Source organism: Streptomyces sp. NBC_00012, assembly GCF_045040875.1.
Taxonomy (GTDB): Bacteria; Actinomycetota; Actinomycetes; order Streptomycetales; family Streptomycetaceae; genus Streptomyces.
In genome coordinates this window covers 4,675,295-4,692,627 of the sequence record NZ_CP108309.1, presented here as the reverse complement: position 1 = coordinate 4,692,627, position 17,333 = coordinate 4,675,295, and the positions used below count along the sequence as shown (strand labels likewise).

Annotated in this window: 23 protein-coding genes and 1 pseudogene; 5 read left to right on the top strand and 19 right to left on the bottom strand. The window is 66.0% G+C overall.

Going from position 1 to position 17,333, the window contains the following annotated elements:
- The 9 genes from OHA19_RS21625 to OHA19_RS21585 form a co-directional block, all read right to left on the bottom strand.
- Positions 1-552: a GGDEF domain-containing protein gene (locus OHA19_RS21625; protein WP_405751196.1), complete on the bottom strand. Its 552-nt coding sequence runs from the start codon at positions 550-552 to the stop codon at positions 1-3.
- Between the two features lie 89 nt (positions 553-641).
- The gene (locus OHA19_RS21620; protein ID WP_405751193.1) at positions 642-947 is read right to left on the bottom strand and encodes a hypothetical protein; all 306 of its coding nucleotides are present in this window, start codon (positions 945-947) and stop codon (positions 642-644) included.
- A gap of 23 nt (positions 948-970) precedes the next feature.
- Positions 971-1,126: a hypothetical protein gene (locus OHA19_RS21615; RefSeq protein ID WP_405751190.1), complete on the bottom strand. Its 156-nt coding sequence runs from the start codon at positions 1,124-1,126 to the stop codon at positions 971-973.
- Positions 1,127-1,145: 19 nt separating this feature from the next.
- Positions 1,146-1,334 (bottom strand): mobile element transfer protein, encoded by a 189-nt coding sequence (locus tag OHA19_RS21610; protein WP_405751187.1) that lies wholly within the window; start codon positions 1,332-1,334, stop codon positions 1,146-1,148.
- Between the two features lie 14 nt (positions 1,335-1,348).
- Complete coding sequence (locus tag OHA19_RS21605) at positions 1,349-1,606, bottom strand: hypothetical protein (protein WP_405751184.1); 258 nt, start codon at positions 1,604-1,606, stop codon at positions 1,349-1,351.
- A gap of 9 nt (positions 1,607-1,615) precedes the next feature.
- Positions 1,616-2,311: a DUF2637 domain-containing protein gene (locus OHA19_RS21600; RefSeq protein WP_405751181.1), complete on the bottom strand. Its 696-nt coding sequence runs from the start codon at positions 2,309-2,311 to the stop codon at positions 1,616-1,618.
- A 36-nt stretch (positions 2,312-2,347) separates the two neighbouring features.
- Complete coding sequence (locus OHA19_RS21595) at positions 2,348-3,694, bottom strand: FtsK/SpoIIIE domain-containing protein (protein WP_405751179.1); 1,347 nt, start codon at positions 3,692-3,694, stop codon at positions 2,348-2,350.
- 3 nt (positions 3,695-3,697) lie between these two features.
- Positions 3,698-4,030, bottom strand: coding sequence for a hypothetical protein (locus OHA19_RS21590; protein WP_401841494.1), 333 nt, complete (start codon positions 4,028-4,030; stop codon positions 3,698-3,700).
- Positions 4,031-4,168: 138 nt separating this feature from the next.
- On the bottom strand, positions 4,169-4,948 hold the full coding sequence (locus tag OHA19_RS21585; protein ID WP_405751175.1) for a GntR family transcriptional regulator: 780 nt from the start codon (positions 4,946-4,948) through the stop codon (positions 4,169-4,171).
- Between the two features lie 18 nt (positions 4,949-4,966).
- Here OHA19_RS21585 and OHA19_RS21580 point away from each other — a divergent pair, with 18 nt between their 5' ends.
- Entirely contained in the window at positions 4,967-5,434 is a 468-nt protein-coding gene (locus OHA19_RS21580; RefSeq protein ID WP_401841499.1) for an NUDIX hydrolase, read from the top strand.
- 348 nt (positions 5,435-5,782) lie between these two features.
- On the opposite strand, the gene OHA19_RS21575 is transcribed toward OHA19_RS21580, so the two are convergent.
- The 10 genes and pseudogenes from OHA19_RS21575 to OHA19_RS21530 all read right to left on the bottom strand — a co-directional run bounded on the left by OHA19_RS21575 (position 5,783) and on the right by OHA19_RS21530 (position 13,584).
- Positions 5,783-6,463, bottom strand: a complete 681-nt coding sequence (locus OHA19_RS21575) for an MAE_28990/MAE_18760 family HEPN-like nuclease (protein ID WP_405751173.1) — start codon at positions 6,461-6,463, stop codon at positions 5,783-5,785.
- 2 nt (positions 6,464-6,465) lie between these two features.
- The gene (locus OHA19_RS21570; protein ID WP_405753295.1) at positions 6,466-7,506 is read right to left on the bottom strand and encodes a DUF262 domain-containing protein; all 1,041 of its coding nucleotides are present in this window, start codon (positions 7,504-7,506) and stop codon (positions 6,466-6,468) included.
- 662 nt (positions 7,507-8,168) lie between these two features.
- A pseudogene (locus tag OHA19_RS21565) lies at positions 8,169-8,333 on the bottom strand (site-specific integrase); the annotation flags it as partial.
- A 244-nt stretch (positions 8,334-8,577) separates the two neighbouring features.
- Positions 8,578-9,270, bottom strand: coding sequence for a contact-dependent growth inhibition system immunity protein (locus OHA19_RS21560; protein WP_405714230.1), 693 nt, complete (start codon positions 9,268-9,270; stop codon positions 8,578-8,580).
- 12 nt (positions 9,271-9,282) lie between these two features.
- Positions 9,283-9,588 (bottom strand): RNase A-like domain-containing protein, encoded by a 306-nt coding sequence (locus OHA19_RS21555; protein ID WP_124719650.1) that lies wholly within the window; start codon positions 9,586-9,588, stop codon positions 9,283-9,285.
- 11 nt (positions 9,589-9,599) lie between these two features.
- Positions 9,600-10,208, bottom strand: coding sequence for a hypothetical protein (locus OHA19_RS21550; protein ID WP_093547775.1), 609 nt, complete (start codon positions 10,206-10,208; stop codon positions 9,600-9,602).
- Positions 10,209-10,219: 11 nt separating this feature from the next.
- Positions 10,220-11,968 (bottom strand): RNase A-like domain-containing protein, encoded by a 1,749-nt coding sequence (locus OHA19_RS21545; RefSeq protein WP_124719651.1) that lies wholly within the window; start codon positions 11,966-11,968, stop codon positions 10,220-10,222.
- Positions 11,968-12,270, bottom strand: a complete 303-nt coding sequence (locus tag OHA19_RS21540; protein ID WP_124719652.1) for a WXG100 family type VII secretion target — start codon at positions 12,268-12,270, stop codon at positions 11,968-11,970. The genes OHA19_RS21545 and OHA19_RS21540 overlap by 1 nt, the downstream gene beginning before the upstream one ends.
- A 53-nt stretch (positions 12,271-12,323) precedes the next feature.
- On the bottom strand, positions 12,324-12,728 hold the full coding sequence (locus OHA19_RS21535) for a WXG100 family type VII secretion target (protein ID WP_405714233.1): 405 nt from the start codon (positions 12,726-12,728) through the stop codon (positions 12,324-12,326).
- A 457-nt stretch (positions 12,729-13,185) separates the two neighbouring features.
- Positions 13,186-13,584: a hypothetical protein gene (locus tag OHA19_RS21530; RefSeq protein WP_405714235.1), complete on the bottom strand. Its 399-nt coding sequence runs from the start codon at positions 13,582-13,584 to the stop codon at positions 13,186-13,188.
- 860 nt (positions 13,585-14,444) lie between these two features.
- Between OHA19_RS21530 and OHA19_RS21525 the strand changes: the two genes are divergently transcribed.
- From OHA19_RS21525 to OHA19_RS21510, 4 genes are all read left to right on the top strand, one after another.
- Positions 14,445-14,648: a cold-shock protein gene (locus OHA19_RS21525; RefSeq protein WP_327375496.1), complete on the top strand. Its 204-nt coding sequence runs from the start codon at positions 14,445-14,447 to the stop codon at positions 14,646-14,648.
- A 299-nt stretch (positions 14,649-14,947) separates the two neighbouring features.
- Positions 14,948-16,453, top strand: coding sequence for a DEAD/DEAH box helicase (locus OHA19_RS21520; RefSeq protein ID WP_405714237.1), 1,506 nt, complete (start codon positions 14,948-14,950; stop codon positions 16,451-16,453).
- 46 nt (positions 16,454-16,499) lie between these two features.
- Positions 16,500-16,898: a hypothetical protein gene (locus tag OHA19_RS21515; RefSeq protein ID WP_405714239.1), complete on the top strand. Its 399-nt coding sequence runs from the start codon at positions 16,500-16,502 to the stop codon at positions 16,896-16,898.
- A gap of 58 nt (positions 16,899-16,956) precedes the next feature.
- The gene (locus OHA19_RS21510; protein WP_405714241.1) at positions 16,957-17,268 is read left to right on the top strand and encodes an SCO5918 family protein; all 312 of its coding nucleotides are present in this window, start codon (positions 16,957-16,959) and stop codon (positions 17,266-17,268) included.
- Positions 17,269-17,333 lie beyond the last annotated feature (65 nt).

Below are 17,333 nucleotides of genomic sequence, written 5' to 3'. Positions count from 1 at the left end.
TCAGCGGGAGAGCGGACGGGTACCGCGTCGACCGGCCGTTCCCTTGGCCGCGTACATCGCGGAGTCAGCGGCGGCGAGCGCGTCGGAGAGACTGCGGACCGGCAGGTCCGTCACGTGGCAGGAGCCGACCGACACGGAGACCGGGAGCCGCTGCCCGGCGTGGGCGACGGGCTGACGCAGGACCCGGTGGAGGCTCTCCAGGTCCGGGGTTCGGCGGGCGATGGCGACGAACTCGTCTCCCCCGAGGCGTCCGGCGATGCCGTGACGACCGCACCAAGTGGCGAGGCGTTCGGCGGTGACGGCCAGGACGACGTCCCCGGCGGCGTGGCCATGGGAGTCGTTGAGGTTCTTGAAGTCGTCCAGGTCGAGCAGGAGGACGACGGCTTCCCGGTGCCGGCGGATGATGCGCTCGGCAAGGGCGGTCCATCCGGCGCGGGTGCGAAGGCCGGTGAGCGGGTCCCGGCGGGCGGTGGCGAGCCGATGGGTGAGCAGTGCGGTGTGTGAGGCCCAGCCGATGAGCGGTAAGGCGAGGGCGAGCGCTTGGGTGTCCACGGTTCTCCTTCGATGCGGTTGGAAGGGGTTGCGTGGGCCGTCCGGGCGGTGGCGATGCTTGGCGGCTTGTGGCACCGCCCGGAGGCCGGTCAGCGGTGGAGTTCCTGGCGGAGGATGCGCACGAGGACCAGGAGCACGACGCCGCTGATGGACAGCGCGAGTGCGGTGATGGCGACGGCGAGGAGCATCGAGGTCACGACCGCACCAATCGCGACGGCCCCGGTGACGGCGACGACGGGGTTGGCGCGGGCGATGTCGAAGACTCCGGGCCGGACGGGTACGGGTGCGGGGGCCGACCGTTCAGTGTGCTCGGTCGTCACCGGGAGCGGTGCGGAGGTGTGACTCGTGGCGGCGAAGGTGTGGGTGTCAGAGTGCGGGTACCTGGGCTTGAACACGGCGATTCTCCTTTCTGGGCGGCTTACTTGGCGACGCTGTCGATGGCGGGTGCGAGAAAGCTGTCCGCGAGGAGGTAACCGCCGAAGAGCAGGACGGCGACCAGCCACATGGGCGGGCGGATGAGCTTGATGCCGAGTGCGCCGACGACGATCAGTGCGAGCCAGAGCGGGACGTCCATGACGCGATCTCCTCAGTGATCAGCGGGGGTTGCAGCGGTGGGTACGGGCGGCGAGTTCGGCTGAGGCGCGGTTGAGGTAGTCGGCGGACCAGCCGCAGCCGGGGGCGGTGCAGGCGGCGGCGTGGGCGTCGCGGCCGTGGCGGTCGCGGTGGGTGCCAATCTGGACGGGGCCGATGCGGTCGACGTCCCAGAAGCGGTTGCGGGCCATGGGTTCACCTCCTTTCAGGCGAGTTGGGCGGTGCCGAGGGCAGCCGTGTAGGTCTCGACAGCGGCGACGTACTGCTCCGCCGCAGACAGCAGCTCGCGGGCGAACTTGAGCTGCTCGGTCGGGGACAGGCCATCGCGGGCGCAGAGCGCGAGCGAGGCGTGCTTGTCCTGCACGGCGAGGATCGGAGAGCGCTTGGTGCCGTAGCCGTGGCACAGGACGAACGGCTCCTCAGTCAGGTGGAAGCTGATGGATGCGCCGATGGAAAGGGACACGGAGACTCCTCAGGCGAGCTGGGCGGCGATGGCGTCGGCCATCGGGGCGGGCACGCCGAGGCGGGCACGCAGGGTGTCCGTGTCGATGGCGTGGCCGGTCGTGGCGTGGTGGGTGTCGGCGAGCTTGCGGGCGTGGGCGATCAGGGCCGGGGGCACGGACGGAGCCGCAGGAAGAGCGGGCGCTGTGGCGGCCGGTGCGATCTCGTCTGGCTCTTGGCGGGCCGGTTCCGGCGCGGGCAGATCGCGTACCGGTGCGGTGCGGGCCGGTTGCTCGGGCTCGGCTTCGGGTACGGCATCCCGGACCGGGGCCGGTTCGTCGTGCTCCGGAGACGTAGCCGGTGAGTGGGCCAGAAGCGTTCCGCCGAGGAAGGCGAGCGCCGGCCACCCGGCGACGAGGATGCGCAACCAGGCGGGAACATCCGCCAGGTCGAGCAGTCCGGCGGTGGCGATGTTCGCCCCGAGGGAAGCGGCGAGCGCGACGGTGAACCAGATCCACGCGGCCCGCCGGGGCGAGTCAGTGTTCCGCAGGCTGCGGAGCCGGTGCCAGGCCGCAACGAGCAGCAGGTCGACGGAGATCGGGTAGGCCCACGCCTTCCAGCCGTTCTGTCCGGCGGCCTGGGCCAGGTCGTGAAGGTGGGAGAAGGACAGTGCACCGGCGATCACGGCTTGAACGAGTACGGCATCCAGGCGGAACGATGACCGCATGACAGGTCCTCCTTTCAGGATTGCGAGCGTCGGTGGTCAGTCCTTGTCGGGGACCAGGGCGAACGAGACCGGGGCACCCTGCGGGCGGAAGGCAGCGAGGCCGGGAAGGTCCGGGGTGAGCCGGGCGTGTTCGGCGCAGGCGGCAACGGCCTGGTCGAGCGAGAGGAGAGGGCTGCGGACGATGGACCAGCCACCGGACGAGTCACCGGCAACCGCCGTCCCACGCTGGTCGGGGCCGATCGCGGTGGCCGCCATGACGGCGAGCGGGCTGATGTCGCCGAGCGCCATCTTGGCGGTGGTCTCGTCGTTGACCCGGTGCGAGATACGGCCGGTGAGCTGAGCTCGAAGTGCTGTTGCTCCCTTGCCGAGTTCGGCCCCGAAGCGCTGCCCGCAGATTTCGAGGTAGATGCCGGCGGCCCGGCCAAGCTGGGCGATGCGAACGAGCTGGGTCACCATCCGGTCCCGCCGCTTCTCATCGGCTGCGGTGGACGCGAGGAAGAGTTCCGCCACCTCGTCCACGAACAGCACCAGGGGCACCGGTCGCAGGTCCTCAGGGAGGCCCCAGATGTCCGAGCTGATTCCTTCGGGGCCTGTGCCGGGGGCGAACTGCTGGATCGTTCGGATCAGCTCGTACCGGTCAGTCATCTCGGACACCAGGGCGTCGAGCAGTTCCGCGGCTTCCTCCGGGGTGCAGGCGAGCGCGGACAGGCGGCGGGAGAACGGCGCGAGTTCCACGCCCCACTTGCAGTCGATGCCGACCAGCGCCACCGGCTGTGAGGCGAGTCCTGCGATCAGCCCACGCAGGTACACCGACTTGCCCGACTCGGTTGCCCCCATGACCAGTTCGTGAGCGATGGCCCGGAAGTCACGGAAGTGCGGAAGGCCGTCAGCCCGTAAGGCCACGGGCACACGCAGCAGTTCGGGCTTCCCGGTGTCCGGCATCACGACCCGCCGGAGCACGTCGTATCCGATGACCCGAAGCTGAAGCCATCCGGGCCGCAGGGGAGACATGTGGACCGCATATGCCCGCCAGGAGTGGCGGAGCCGTTCGCCCGCCGTCTCGAAGTCCCTCACTTCCTGGCCCGGCCGCATCCGTATCCGCAGGACCAGCCCGTTCGCGTTGATCCGGACGCGGGTGACACGGGGCAGCATGCGGGATGGCGTCCGCCGGGTTGCCGCAGCGATCGTCAACCGAATGCGGGAAGGCGGTTCGTCCAGCCCACAGGCTTCCATCACGGACCGGTAGGTGATCGCGATGCGGAGCAGCTTGGCGGGGGCGGCGAAGACGACCCAGAACCAGGCGGGCCGCAGGCGGCGCAGGAACAGCAGGCCCACGGCTATCAGCAGCAGGGCGACCAACGCGGTGATCTGTCCGCCGGTCAAGGGTCAGCCCGCCAGCGAGGTCACAGCGGCGGCGCGGAAGGAAATCCCGTGCCGCTTCTGACCGTTGAACTCGTTCTCCCACGGACGGGCCACCAACGAGGTCAGTGCCACCGGGGTGCCCGTGGCCAGTTCACCGGAGATGTCCGCCTCGGGAACGGTGACCGAGACGACCTCGGCGTTGCCGTTCGCGACGAACAGGACGTCGACGGTCATCAGGGTGCCGCCGCTCTCCGGGTCAACCGCGACCACACCGGCCTTCTTGTCCCGCATCTTCGTCGTGGGCGGCTGGGCCACCATCACGGTCACACCGGTCATGTCTACGGGGATCACACGCACAGAGATCACTCCTCTAGAAGTGCTGGACTCCGTCACTCATGTATATGAGTGACATGAAGAAGAGTGCAGCACTCCTGTACATGAGTCAACCCGCCGCGAAGAAGAAATCGCAGCGGGTTGCAGTGAGTTGAGTGTGCGTCAGTCAGTGGCGGGGATCCGGTAGCTGAAAACGAACTGGTCAGCAGCCATGAGGGTGTCGCAGACCTCGACCACACGGCCCTCTTCAGTCACGGCGTCTCGGATGAGGTGAACGACCGGTGCGCCAGGGCTCAGCGCCAGTTCGGAGGACTCCGCCTTGGAGGCCGGCCGCGCCTGGAGGGTCTCGACGAACTCCGCGAAGACGTGGCCATCATCCTCAAGCCGGGCGTAGATCCCACCGGGGCCCGGGTTCTCGGAGAACAACTCGGGGATGTCCTTCACGACGTCCCACGGCAGGTACGACGTAGCGGTCTCGACCGGAGTGCCGTTACGGAAGTAGAGACGTCGGCGGGCCAGCACCTTCGTTCCGGTATCGACGCCGAGGCGTTCCGCAATGTCCTCGGGTGCGTCAGCCGGGCCGATGAACAGCACACTCACCTTGGCGGTCGCGCCGGCCTGCTCGGACTCTGCGAGGTACGCGGCCTTGCCGCCCTTGCGATGCGAGCGCCGGAACCGGTCCGAGGACCGATGACGCACTGGGGGCCGGGCCTTCACCAAGGAACCCTTGCCGTGCCGGGTCTCCACCAGGCCGCTCGCGCGGACCTCCACCATGGCCTTGCGGATCGTGCCGCCGGATACGCCGTAGCGGTCGACCAACTCGGACTCACTCGGCACCATGTCGCCAGGCTTGAGGACACCGGCCCGGATCTGCTGAACGATCTCGTCGGCGATCTGAACGTACCGAGGTACGGACCTGCCACCTCCTACTACTGTTCCCATCGACCTACTCACTCTCCTATGCTCCTGTACATGAGTAACAGCGCCCAAGAAGCCCCGTCAACGCCGAAGCACAGTGTGTCCGTGGCGGGCGCGGTGGTGCGCGAGGACGGTCGACTCCTGGCGATCCGCCGCGCGGACAACGGGACATGGGAGTTGCCGGGCGGGGTGCTGGAGTTGGAGGAGTCCCCGGAGCAGGGAGTCAGCCGCGAGGTCTGGGAAGAGACCGGCATTCACGTCGAGGTCGACCAGCTCACGGGCGTCTACAAGAACACGGCCAGGGGCATCGTCGCCATGGTGTTCCGGTGCAAGCCTTCCGGAGGCACCGAGCGCACGTCCGCCGAATCGACGGCAGTCGACTGGCTCACCCCGGAACAGATCACCGAGCGCATGTCCGAGGTCTACGCAATCCGCTTGCTGGACGCCCTCGATGAGGCAGGCCCTCACGTGCGGAGCCACGACGGCAAGCACCTGATCCCAGCGCGGTAGAACTTTCCCTACTTCATCAAGGCGCCTCGCTCCGCTCGCCGCGCGCTCCCCGGCTCACCGCCGGGGCCTGACGCTCCTGCCTTCGGCCCGCTCTGGCCCCGGCTACGCCGGTCGCGCGGCTAGAGCGAGCACCGTGGTGGGGAGAAACCCGCTGTGGCTGGGGCGGTCGGCTCCACGGCTTTAGCCACCTCCCCGGTTCGGGTCCCGCGTCGAGCAAGACCAGGGGGCCACTCGTTCAAATTCCGGGCAGGATCACAGCCTGCCCGAGTTGCCGGCCAGCGTACGGCCCCCTGATCATGCTCGACCCCAAACCGGGCAGGACACCGGCCAAACCCGCTCCGCCGACCTCTACCGCTTGTACTGCTCGTCTCGCACAGAATGGTAGACGAGCAGCGTCAGAGAATCACAAAGGCCAAAGATACGCCCCTCCAATTTCTCAAAAGATTGATCGCTCGGGAGATTTAGACGTTCCCCGTGAGCAATATTATTGCGCAGCTTCAAAAGACCCTCAAGAGCGCTCGTGAACCGATGAATTCCGGAGTCGTCCAACGCCAACATGGCCAGGTTCCGCCTAAGCACAGCCGGAGAGAGATTAGAGTCGGCCGATGTTACATGATCCACATTGAGAGATATTGGAGAACTCTGGAGGTCGAGTAAATTTTCGAGGAACTCGGCGTCCTTGAGAATTTGGCGAGCACGTGTTCCGGCTGGATCAAGCGGGTCGGAATTCTCCGGGGCTCGATAGTTTTTAAATTTTTCCGCCAAGCACGCTGCGCCAAGTTCTTTGCGGCCTTGCTTTAAGGTGAGACCCGCCCTGTTGATAGCTTCGGCATACTGCTCGAGGGCGAATTTTGCATACCCTTCCAGGTGGGCATACAGCATTACGAGAAGTGCACGCCTAAGCGAATCCCGAGATTCCCCCGAGATTTGCAGCGTCTGGAGATTTCTAAGCCGGCGCACTTCGTCCCTGCGCCAGGTAATTTCTCCCTCAAGCGTAGCCCTAATTGCGAGCGCATCCGTTTCGGACATAATCAGTCCAGAATTTTGGAGAGCTCAGAAGTAAAGAACTCGAGACGAGCCTTATAAGCGGAGGCCGTATTCTTCCCTCCACCTGTGTGATCCCTCAGGCGCGGGTCCTTTTTGATCTCGAGAATCCTCTGTCCCAATCGGGCCATCTGACGGCCATCAGCTGGATTCATGCTATCCAGGATGGACTGCAACCCTAGAGCGAAGCCTTCGAAGTGATAAACCGCGAACTGGCCACGAATCTTTCCGGCGACACTCACCGACCCAAAGACCCTGTTACCCACTTCGTCCGGAACCGTTTCTGAAGCATTTTTAAGGACTTCAAAAGTCTTCAAGAATGCAGCCTCATCGCGCTCCTTGTTGAAAATTTCATCAGACACCCCTTCAGGCGCCGATGCCGCCTCCATAAATTCTGTCAAGAAGTCGCCAACCTCATGCTTATAAGACGACCCAGAATTCCTGAACGCGAAGAACCGCAGGACGAGTTCCTCGTTGTACCGCTTTTCGACTTGCGCCTCAGGGACCGTACTGATGCAGTATTTAAAGCTTTCCCTCTCCGCCAAATCAAGCAAGACGTTATTAAATCCCGGATCAAGAAGCCTGATTGTGCAATTCCGAACCTCTTGCGGCTCTAGCGGAGACCCTCCCGAATTGAGACGCTTAAACATGTAATACCGCAGCCTGGGGTTATTCTCCTTTCGAAGCACTTCGGCTCGAATGAAATTTCTCTTCAGTCTACGCACGAGGGGGACGGGGAGGGTTTTATACGTATGCCCATTCAATTCCTGGACAATGTCACAGTCCTCTAGCGTTAGAGGTGAAGAATCCTTTTCATCCCTCAAGAGACCCCGGAAATTCAGATAGGAAGAAATTCTCTGGAGACCATCGATTAGCTCGTAAACGTTCTCCTCTGTCTCCATCAGAAAGATGGGAGGAACCGGGAGTTCGAGAATTAGGGTTTCGATCAGTCGAGATTGAGATCCGGGCGTCCAACGGAAGAGCCGCTGATATTCGGGGTTGATGATCAACTCTCCGGACTCATACATGTCCGCTAGTTCGTTGAAAGAAATGTCAAGCTGTCGGGTTCTAACCGAGGAGACACTCTGATCGACGGAATCGATCAGGCTGATTTCACTCGCTGGCTTACTGCGGTTAGTCATTTCTGCCCTTCACTGGTGTCGTCGGCAACCCTATCTTCGAGCGGTTGTCTACGTCCGGTAACTGCCATGAATATGGCTGAGGATGCAGGTGGCTGGGGCACGTGGACAGGTGGGGCGAGTGGTGACCGTGCCAGTTGAGGGCCTCAGGGAGCGTCCAGTAGCCGACTGGGCTACCGGCTTAGGGCCCCTGGGGCATCCAAGGTTGCTCAGCACCGGCGGTGGCCACCCTCACACAGTCTCGATCAGAGTCCGGACCTACGAAGGGGCGTGCACCAATATGCCTCGCAAGTCTTGGGGGGACCTCGTCGCTGACCGCACGACTGGCGCACCAGATGGGCACCAGTACGAGCGGTCAACCACGGTGAACGTCGGTTTGAACATTTCGAAGGAGACAACAGGCCAGCGGCACATCGCCGCAGGTGAGACCTCCAAGTCGCCTGTCGCAAGCGTTGATTCCCAAGCTCAGAGCGCGAGTTCGATTCTCGTCACCCGCTCCATGATGAAGGCCCAGGCCGAGCGCCCAGGGCTTCTTTGTTGTCTAGACCACTTCAAACGTCCCGCACCAGATCCGCACCAGAAGGATTCTCGTCGGCCTTCTCGCGGGCGGCGCGCACGAGGTCATCCAATCCGCTCGCGACCTCCTGCCGTCGTTCGAGATCCGAGTGCTGATGGATCGGCGCGGCCTTCTCCGGCGGCTGCCCGGCGCGGACCATCGCTGCGGCTTCCGTGATGGCCTTGAGCGGCCGGCACGGCTTGGCCGCGGTCGTGGCAGTCCCGGTGGACGAGAGCTGTTCGGTCCGCCAGGTACGAACGCGGGGACACTGCACCAGGAGGTCGGCTGGCTCCTCGTAACAGGTGCAGGATGCCCATTCCCGACAATCTCGTCGAGCACCTCATGGTTCGGCAGGCACGCGCAGAGCTCGGCCTGTCGGTGAGCCGAGACGGACGGGCATGCGGTCAGTCCGCGGCCGCTGGCCCGGGGCCGTAGTCCGCCTTGAATCCGCCCAGGGTGTCCGCGAGGTGGGCCAGCCAGCCGCTCGGGGAGTACGGCTGGGGCGGGTCCACCTCCATGCCGAGCTCCGCCACCGCGAGGGCGTATTCGGGCTCCTCCAGGGCCAGGGCGAACAGTTCGTGGAGTTCGCCCGTGAGGCGGGCGAGCAGCTGTGGGTGCGTGGTGGTGGTGTAGTCGTGTACGGCCGCATCGTGGTCGGGGAACTCGTCCGGCATGTCCTGGGAGAACCAGCCGCCGAGGAACTGGCCGAGCTCGGGGAAGCGGGCGTGCCACTCCCAGTGGGTGCCAGGGGCGGCCGGGGGCGGGACATCGCCCTCCTCGATGGACCGCTTCAAGTGGTCCGCGATCACGATCAGCCAGTCCTGGATGGCCGATTGGGGCAGGCCGACGTCCGGCACGGGGTAGAACTCACCGAGGCTCAGGCGCAGCCGGCCCGGTGGGTTGCGGGCGTACTCGCGGATCTGGCGTTCGGCCGTGGCCAGGGCCCAGGGGCGGGTGTGCCAGGTGTGGCGGAGGTAGGCCCGGAGGGCTTCGCTCGGCTCGTCCGGCTCGTCGTCGGCCGGCATGCCGGTGTACGCGCTGATCACCTGGTCCAACTCACCGTAACGGCGGTCGAATTCGAGTGGCTTCATGGACACGGCGCTGGACCTCTACAGGTAGATCGGGACGGTGGCGAGCACGACGAAGCCGTGCGGGCTGCTCGGCTCACGCCTGAGGACGACACGTGCCGCGCGCACATCGACGGGCTCGCGCCCAGCGAGCATCATCGCCTGCAGCAGTACACGGCCGACGGGCGCCTCGCGGGAGGGCCAGGCGGCCTCAATGACGAGGCGGGCGCGGGTGCCCTGGGCGAGCCAGCGGTGAATCTTCTGCTCGTTGCCGGTCACCACCTGCTGGGTGGCCCAGTGAGCGGTCTCTCGGCCGGGGTAGGTGGCCGAGCGGGTCCGTACGGTCATGTCTGTCCACTTCAGCTTGCGTCGAACGACCAGATGAGGCCGACTTCCTCGTGGGACACCGCGAGGAGGCCGAAGTCCCAGGCGTACTGAGTCATCGGCCAGCAGCCGGTGACCCGTTCGTAGAAGTCGGGGCGGTCATCACCGTGGCGGGTGTTCGTGAAGAACCGCGAGCCCTCCGGGAAGCGCGACAGGATCACCTGCGCGTGTTCCTCCATGCCCGGCCTGCGCTCGGCGAAACCGTACTGCCGGGACACGTCCATGGCATCCGTAGCCAGCATCACGAGCAGCCGTACGACGGCGGAACGCGGAATCTCGAACAGCCGGCTGCGCCACTGCGCGGCCCCGGTCCCGTCCGTCGGCGGGACCCGGAACGGAAAGGCGGGGTCCTCCTCCAGTTCCTCGTCACCCTGCTCGGGATCCCTGCCGCGCCAGCCGCGGGGATCGGCCACCTCGCGGCGCATAACCGCGGCCACGTCGGGCAGCCAGTCCTCGTGGGCGCGCGGGCCGACCGCGACGAAGGAATACCGGTTGCGGTACATCTCCACCGCCATCGCCCATGTACCGGCGTCGGGACCCGGCTGCGGACCGCTCTGCCGGGCGGGCTCGATCTCGCTGTTCATCCGGGTCCTTCTCACTTGGGCATCGAGCTGAAGACGACGAACGGCGGGTTGAGGTCGGGCTCGTACATGAGGCGCAGCGAGACCCCCTTCGTGTCCCGTACTTCCGTGACCTTTCCGTCGACCAGCATGGTGCCCCGTCCGGTCACCGCGTCGCCCGTCAAGGGCCCTTGCAGAGGAACGGACGTGGTGTCGAACTCCGCCATCGGCCGCGGCGGGTCCTCGCTCAGCCACTTGTTGATCTCGTTCGTGTTGTCGCGCAGAGCGTACTGGGTGAGTCTCTGAGCGGATTCCATGTCGGCGTACGTCGATGCACCCGGGATCTTCGGTGTCCCGTCCGCCTTGCTCTCGTCCCTCATCCGCTGCAGCAATTGCTCGTCGGTCTTCCCCACATGCTTGTCGAGGGTATGGCCGTTCCCCATCCCTTCCGCTGCGGCAAGGTCCACCGAGTACATGTACGGGAACCGGCTTTCCGGCAGCTGCCAGCTGTGCTCCTTCTTGAACTCATTCAGGGAGCGCGCACCGAACCCCTGCGCCCGAGCCCGTTCCGCCTGGAACGTGGGCACGCCCAAGAGTGCCTCGTCGAGCTCGAACTCCAGCATGTACAGCTTGCCCGCGGCATCACTGAACGCCTCGTGATAGGCCTCGACCGCCGCGTCCATGGCCGCCTGGTCCATATGGGACCGGAAGGTCAGGACGACCTCCGCGACTATGAGGCCGGCCGCGATTTTGGTGAGTTCGAAGAGGTCGAGACCCGAGGTGAGGTCCTTCACCGTCTTTTCCGCGGCCTCCTTGGCCAGGCGCATGGTGGTTTCCGTGGTCCTCTGGCCCACGTCGGCCAGTTCGTCGAGCAGCTTCTGAATGGTGTTCGCGCTCTTGTCGAGGACCTCGATGATGGGACGCCTGGTGGCCGGGTCCATCTTCCCGTGGGTCTTCCAGCTCCGTGCGCCCTTCTTGGCCGTCACCTCGGCCCGCTGGTCACGGACCTTCCCCCATGCCGTGGTTCCCCAGATCGTCTGGCAGAAGGACCTCATCGCGGCCTGCCATTCACCGTTGCCCGTGGGGTCGGTGATGTAGGAGATCGCGTCCGTGAACTCGTCGGCCGACTTCTTCACGTCCTTGGAGGCGTCCCGCCACGCCCCGGCGATGTCGCGAAACTGCTCTTCTTCGACGCCCGGCGTGATCTCGTGGATGCGGCCGAGTCTCAGCCCTTCGTCGACCACGGGTTTCATGATGAACATGAGGAAGTCCGGGACCTCTCCGAGGATTCCGGAGATCGCCCACGAGTAGTGATACTCGCCCTCCCCCCGCCACGTCAGATCGTTCGGCGGACCGTACTTGGGCGCGCTGTCGATCACCGCCGGCGGCTGCTTCTCCTCCGGTGGCTCTCCCTTGCCCTTGCTCGCCGCCCAGTCCGCCTGCGCGTAGTTGTTCGCGGTCTGCGTGAAGCCCACCGCCACACCGCCCACCGCCACCACGCTCTTCGCCCAGAGCTCCAGGAACTTTCCGGCGACGATGCCGTACTGGTCGGCGAAGGAGTCCGCGCCCCAGCCAGTTCCCGCGGACTGGCTGTACTTGTCCAGCGTGCCCGTCAACGCCTTCGCCCTCTTGTCATAGGCGAACTGGCCGTCGCGCACGACGAGCGAGGTGAAGTAGAGGTGCTGCGGCTGCACATCGAAGCTGCCCACACCTCGGTTGGGTGGTGCGGTCCTGGCCTGGTCCTGTTCCCGTTGCCGCTGCTTGTCGGAAGGCAGATCAGCCATCAGGCCGCACCCCAGCCCCGCAGCACCGCCCTGTGTGCCGCCGCGTAGTTGATCTCCCCGTTGACCACGACGTCGTGCAGCCACGCCTGGGCCGCCTGGAGGTCGGACGCGGACCGGTCCCACTCGTCCAACTTGTCGACGAACACCTCGCGGGCTTCGCCCTCCCAGGTCAGGACCACCTTCTCGGCGCGCCGGTAGAGCAGGTCCAGCTGCTCGTTGAGGTGCTTGAGAATGTCCTCCAGATCTCCGGAGAGTTCCTGCAGCGTCGCGAAGTCGACGGTTATGCGGTCGTCGTCCACCATGTGTCCCCCCGTTCACACGTTGTCTCGGAATTCGCCGGTCGGCGTATGGGACCTCAGAGGTCGGAGAGGGTGCTGCGCGGCGCCGCGTGCACATCGGTGTTCGGCGTCGACAGCGCGTCCGTCTCGCCCTTCACATCCGTCTCGGCCTGGACCTTCCGCAGCTGCTCCATGACGTCCAGGTCCTGCTCCGAGAACCCGTCCCGGCTCAACCGCACGGCCTGTTCGAGAGCCTGGATGACCATGCGGATACGTACGGCGTCCTCGGCCGCGCCACGGTGGAGGTCCCGGTAGGCACGGGCGGCCGGACCCCGCCATCCTGCCTCGATCCGGTCGACGATCGCGTCCATGCGTCTGACCTGCTTGTCCAGGTGGCCCTGCATACCGTCGAGGTCATTGGCCAGGTCCGTCAGCCGGTCGGCCTTCACCCGAAGTCGTGGATGCCCGCCTGCGCCGCTCATCGCATCCCCGATTCCGACATCGTCAACGCCGCTCCCGCACCCGTTACTTGAAGCACCTGCGTCAGCCTAGCAACGCTCCTTCGTCCCCTGCGGCAGCGAAGAGGAGCCGATCGCCCGGGGTGCGTACCACGTCGACGATCGGCTCCTTGAGGTCTCCGCCGCCCCACCCTCGATGCGACCGCCCTGCCCACGGGCTCCGCCCGGCCTGAAACCCGCCGCGGCACCAGGGGCGCATCCCCTGCTCAACCTCTCCCCCCGCAGCTGTGGTCACAGCCCTCGGCGACGCCATCTGTTTCCTCCACAGCCGAACTCCACCCCGGGTGTGCCACAACGTGCCAGTGAAGGCGGTGAACAGTGGTCAGCAGCAGCGTTCATCGGAGCGGCGGGAACCGCCGCTCGATGGCGTTCTCGCAGTTCAGCGGCTACCTGCCCCTCAAGTGCTGGGTGATTCCCAAGCTCAGAGCGCGAGTTCGATTCTCGTCACCCGCTCGGATTCCTTCGGAGAAGGCGTCTCGTACGAGCTGTGCCAAGCCCTGTCAAAGGTCGTGAACAGCGACGCGGTTGACCGGCTGGACGTCACCTTCAACTGGTCCCGCGTGGCAGCCGCGCCCCCCGCACGCCACGTGAAGTCGAGTTCAACCACGATGCCATCGCGATCGTGGAACGGGTGTCCGACCAGCTCAAGACGAGTGTCTACAGCCGCGAGAACGTGATCTTCGGCTTGGTCGCCCACCTCAACCGACATCCGGACGACGAGACAGGCAGGGTGGGCGTACGAGCCCTCATCCAGCGACGCAGCCGCACGGTCTGGATGGACCTTCCCGACGCCGGCTATCACGAGGCAGTCCGCTGCCATGACTCCGGCATCCCCGTACGTGTCCGTGGCGTACTCAATAGCCCGCCCGGAGGCGCCGCCACAATGCGGGTCGCCGACTTCGGGCCGGATCCGTCCCTGGGTCGTAGCGCTGTCATGCCGCGCTGTTCATGGGTGTTACTCGGAGGGCCCCGCATGGCCCGTACCGGCTGTTGTCCCGCCAGCGCCACCTGGAAGCCATTCCGCTTCACCGGTCTCAGACCTTCAGTCCGGCTTGCTGACACAGACTGGATCAATGACATCGAACGCGCCGCGTACGGACTCAACAACCACCAGACCCCCGAACGGCGTCGATGAGGCTCGGGGGTGGGCCGATGACATCGCCGGGGGCTTCTGGAAGCTCACGACCGGTTCCACGGGGGGAGGAAGCTCAGTACCGCTGCTGGATCCCGAAGGACGGTTGACCTGACGATGCCGACGGGCTCGCGGCCACAGGGTCTCCTGCGAGCTGTTGGGAGGGCTCCCCGGGGCCCCGGGCCCGCATACACAGGTTCCGATGGACTGCAGAGGTCGCAACCGATTGACCTCCTTGCTTTCGAAAAACGCTGCACTCAAGGTAAATGAATAACTGTGCTGGCCGTCTCAGAATTTAACGGCCCTCACTGGGAGAGTTTTTGCCGCAGCAAGCATGGGGAAATATTTGACACGCACAAGCCCCTGCGGCGTGCTACTGTCGAACTCGGTTGCAGTTTTGGTACCCAAAGACTTCAAGTGCCTCCGGTCGGCCTCGATGCCGCAAGGAAGCGCTTTGTATTCCGGTCACTTTCCGGGCGGGGCATCATCGCGGCGACGCGGTTTCCGTACAGTACGGATTCCGGTGTACTGCCCAAGGGAGATATGACATGGCTACTGGCACCGTGAAGTGGTTCAACGCGGAAAAGGGCTTCGGCTTCATCGAGCAGGACGGTGGCGGCGCTGACGTGTTTGCCCACTTCTCGAACATCGCCGCCCAGGGCTTCCGCGAACTGCAGGAAGGCCAGAAGGTCACCTTCGACATCGCGCAGGGCCAGAAGGGTCCGACGGCCGAGAACATCGTTTCCGCCTGACGCTGACGCGCATTTCGTAGCTGGGGCCCGCATCCCTCGGGGTGCGGGCCCCAGCTGCATGTATTTCCGCAGCGATCTCTCCTACGGGAACACAATATTGAGGGATGCAGCCTCCTCGGAGCCGCGCCCGGCGATGCATCGGATTCCTTTTCTCACGCCATCCCTCTCATTTCCGCTTACGTCGACACGGTTTTCCCGTGGACCACGTTCGCATTCCATTCGGTCCGTGCCTGTGATTCCCCGCGCTACTCTTACGCTGCGGAATTCCTTGATACGTGCCGTATCAAGGAAGGTTCTTTATGAACCCCACACGCACGAACAGCCGTTCCTCCCGTGCCCGCCGCAACGGCGGCCACGGGTACGGCTCCGCTGCCGGTTCGGTTCGGGGCAGTCGTTCCGGTTCGTCCGCCCCGAGCCGTTCGGCAGGTCCGAGCCGTTCGGATGGCCGGCGGCCCGCCGCGGTGCAGGGAGAATTCGCCCTGCCGGAGACGATCACTCCGGCGCTGCCCGCAGTCGAAGTGTTCAGCGACCTCGACATGCCGAGGAGCCTGCTGGCCACGCTCACCGCGCAGGGCGTGGCCATGCCGTTTCCGATCCAGGGTGCGACGCTGCCAAACTCTCTGGCGGGCCGTGACGTCCTGGGCCGCGGCCGGACCGGCTCCGGCAAGACCCTCGCCTTCGGCCTGGCCCTGCTGGCCCGCACCGCCGGGCAGCGCGCCGAGCCCCGTCAGCCGCTGGCCCTGGTCCTGGTTCCCACCCGGGAACTCGCTCAGCAGGTCACCGATGCCCTCACCCCTTACGCCCGCGCCGTGAAGCTGCGCCTGGCCACCGTCGTCGGCGGGATGCCGATCGGCCGGCAGGCGAATGCTCTGCGGGGCGGCACCGAAGTCGTCGTGGCCACCCCTGGCCGCCTCAAGGACCTCATCGACCGCGGCGACTGCCGGCTGAACCAGGTCGCCATCACCGTCCTGGACGAGGCCGACCAGATGGCCGACATGGGCTTCATGCCCCAGGTCACCGCGCTCCTGGACCAGGTCCGCCCCGAGGGCCAGCGCATGCTGTTCTCCGCGACCCTGGACCGTAACGTCGACCTCCTGGTCCGTCGCTACCTCACCGACCCCGTCGTCCACTCCGTGGACCCCTCCCAGGGTGCGGTCACCACGATGGAACATCACGTCCTGCACGTGCACGGTGCCGACAAGCACCGGCTGACGACGGAGATCGCGGCGCGCGACGGCCGGGTGATCATGTTCCTGGACACCAAGCACGCCGTGGACCGCCTCACCCAGGACCTCCTCGCCAGCGGTGTCCGGGCTGCCGCCCTGCACGGCGGTAAGTCACAGCCGCAGCGCACCCGCACCCTCGCCCAGTTCAAGACAGGGCACGTCACCGTCCTGGTCGCGACGAACGTCGCGGCGCGCGGCATTCACGTCGACCACCTCGACCTCGTCGTGAACGTGGACCCGCCGACCGACCACAAGGACTACCTCCACCGCGGCGGCCGTACCGCGCGGGCCGGCGAGTCCGGCAGTGTCGTCACCCTGGTCACCAACAACCAGCGCCGCGACATGACGCGCCTCATGGCGGCCGCCGGCATCGTGCCCCGGGCCACCCAGGTCCGCTCCGGCGAGGAAGCACTCCGCCGGATCACCGGCGCCCGGACCCCCTCCGGCATCCCCGTGACGATCACCACGCCGGTACCCGAGCGACGCAAGCGCGGCACGGCCTCCCGCGGTCGACGCAGCCCCGCCACGGCTGCCCGGCGCGTGAGCGGGCGACAGTCCGCCTTCGACGCTGCGGCCTGAGCACCGCGTGATCCGGAAGCTGACCCATCTCTGCAGGAGGCACATTGTGACGCTGGTCCAGATGCAGCCCCACTCGGCGAACGTCGGCCCCGTGCCCCGGGCGGCGCTCGGCGCCATGAACACGGCCGGGCCACAGGTCTGCGACGACATGACCGTCGAGGTGGCCCTGTCCGTCATGGCCAGTGCCAGGACCGGACACCTGAGGGTCTGCGACAACGACGGCCTGTGCACCGGACTGGTCACCCGGGCCCAGCTCACCACCGTCCGCGACAGCCCCGCCTACACGGACCGGCTCCAGCTGCGCGACATCCTCGGCGACCGCGGGCCGCACACCTCGCCCGCCACCATGATGGCCGAGCACGCCACGCACCACCGCCGGCCCGCTACCCCGTCCGCCGTGGACGAACAGGACAGCGCGTCGGGCGTCCTCGCCCTGACCCTCTGAACCGTCTCACCACGGCGGAACAATCTCCTTCCTCTCTCTGTGATCCCTGTGAGGCATCGTGCGCTGTGTTATCGCCCGCTTCCCGTTCGAACTCACCAGGAGCGGCGTCCTGGACTCCATGAAGGGCATCAAGCCCGAGGAGGTCGTCGGCGAGTCCGTGACCATCGGCCGCCGCGCCTACCCTGTCAAGCAGGTCGGCGAGGTCATCACCCGCCAGGACCGCCGCGACTTCAGCGCCGACGAAGTCCTCCGGGCCATGACCAAGCTCGGCTTCACCTGCCGCAGCCTCCCCCAGACCGCCGCGCCCACCCGCGCCCTCAGCCCGCTCCAGCACGCCTCCGCGATGCTCGGCGTCCCGGTGTCCGTCTGACTGTCTGACCGTTTGGCTGATGGGTAGCGCGAGCTGACAACCGAACAGCCAAGGGCCCGACCGGC

What these genes read in the sequence shown, in the direction of transcription:
- OHA19_RS21525 (WP_327375496.1), top strand. Translation starts at nt 14,445, where the DNA reads ATGGCTACTGGCACCGTGAAGTGGTTCAACGCGGAAAAGGGCTTCGGC.
- OHA19_RS21545 (WP_124719651.1), bottom strand. Translation starts at nt 11,968, where the DNA reads ATGGCTGATCTGCCTTCCGACAAGCAGCGGCAACGGGAACAGGACCAG.
- OHA19_RS21580 (WP_401841499.1), top strand. Translation starts at nt 4,967, where the DNA reads ATGCTCCTGTACATGAGTAACAGCGCCCAAGAAGCCCCGTCAACGCCG.
- OHA19_RS21520 (WP_405714237.1), top strand. Translation starts at nt 14,948, where the DNA reads ATGAACCCCACACGCACGAACAGCCGTTCCTCCCGTGCCCGCCGCAAC.
- OHA19_RS21530 (WP_405714235.1), bottom strand. Translation starts at nt 13,584, where the DNA reads ATGGCAGCGGACTGCCTCGTGATAGCCGGCGTCGGGAAGGTCCATCCA.
- OHA19_RS21535 (WP_405714233.1), bottom strand. Translation starts at nt 12,728, where the DNA reads ATGAGCGGCGCAGGCGGGCATCCACGACTTCGGGTGAAGGCCGACCGG.
- OHA19_RS21600 (WP_405751181.1), bottom strand. Translation starts at nt 2,311, where the DNA reads ATGCGGTCATCGTTCCGCCTGGATGCCGTACTCGTTCAAGCCGTGATC.
- OHA19_RS21615 (WP_405751190.1), bottom strand. Translation starts at nt 1,126, where the DNA reads ATGGACGTCCCGCTCTGGCTCGCACTGATCGTCGTCGGCGCACTCGGC.
- OHA19_RS21550 (WP_093547775.1), bottom strand. Translation starts at nt 10,208, where the DNA reads ATGAACAGCGAGATCGAGCCCGCCCGGCAGAGCGGTCCGCAGCCGGGT.
- OHA19_RS21575 (WP_405751173.1), bottom strand. Translation starts at nt 6,463, where the DNA reads ATGTCCGAAACGGATGCGCTCGCAATTAGGGCTACGCTTGAGGGAGAA.
- OHA19_RS21555 (WP_124719650.1), bottom strand. Translation starts at nt 9,588, where the DNA reads ATGACCGTACGGACCCGCTCGGCCACCTACCCCGGCCGAGAGACCGCT.
- OHA19_RS21570 (WP_405753295.1), bottom strand. Translation starts at nt 7,506, where the DNA reads ATGTATGAGTCCGGAGAGTTGATCATCAACCCCGAATATCAGCGGCTC.
- OHA19_RS21610 (WP_405751187.1), bottom strand. Translation starts at nt 1,334, where the DNA reads ATGGCCCGCAACCGCTTCTGGGACGTCGACCGCATCGGCCCCGTCCAG.
- OHA19_RS21540 (WP_124719652.1), bottom strand. Translation starts at nt 12,270, where the DNA reads ATGGTGGACGACGACCGCATAACCGTCGACTTCGCGACGCTGCAGGAA.
- OHA19_RS21585 (WP_405751175.1), bottom strand. Translation starts at nt 4,948, where the DNA reads ATGGGAACAGTAGTAGGAGGTGGCAGGTCCGTACCTCGGTACGTTCAG.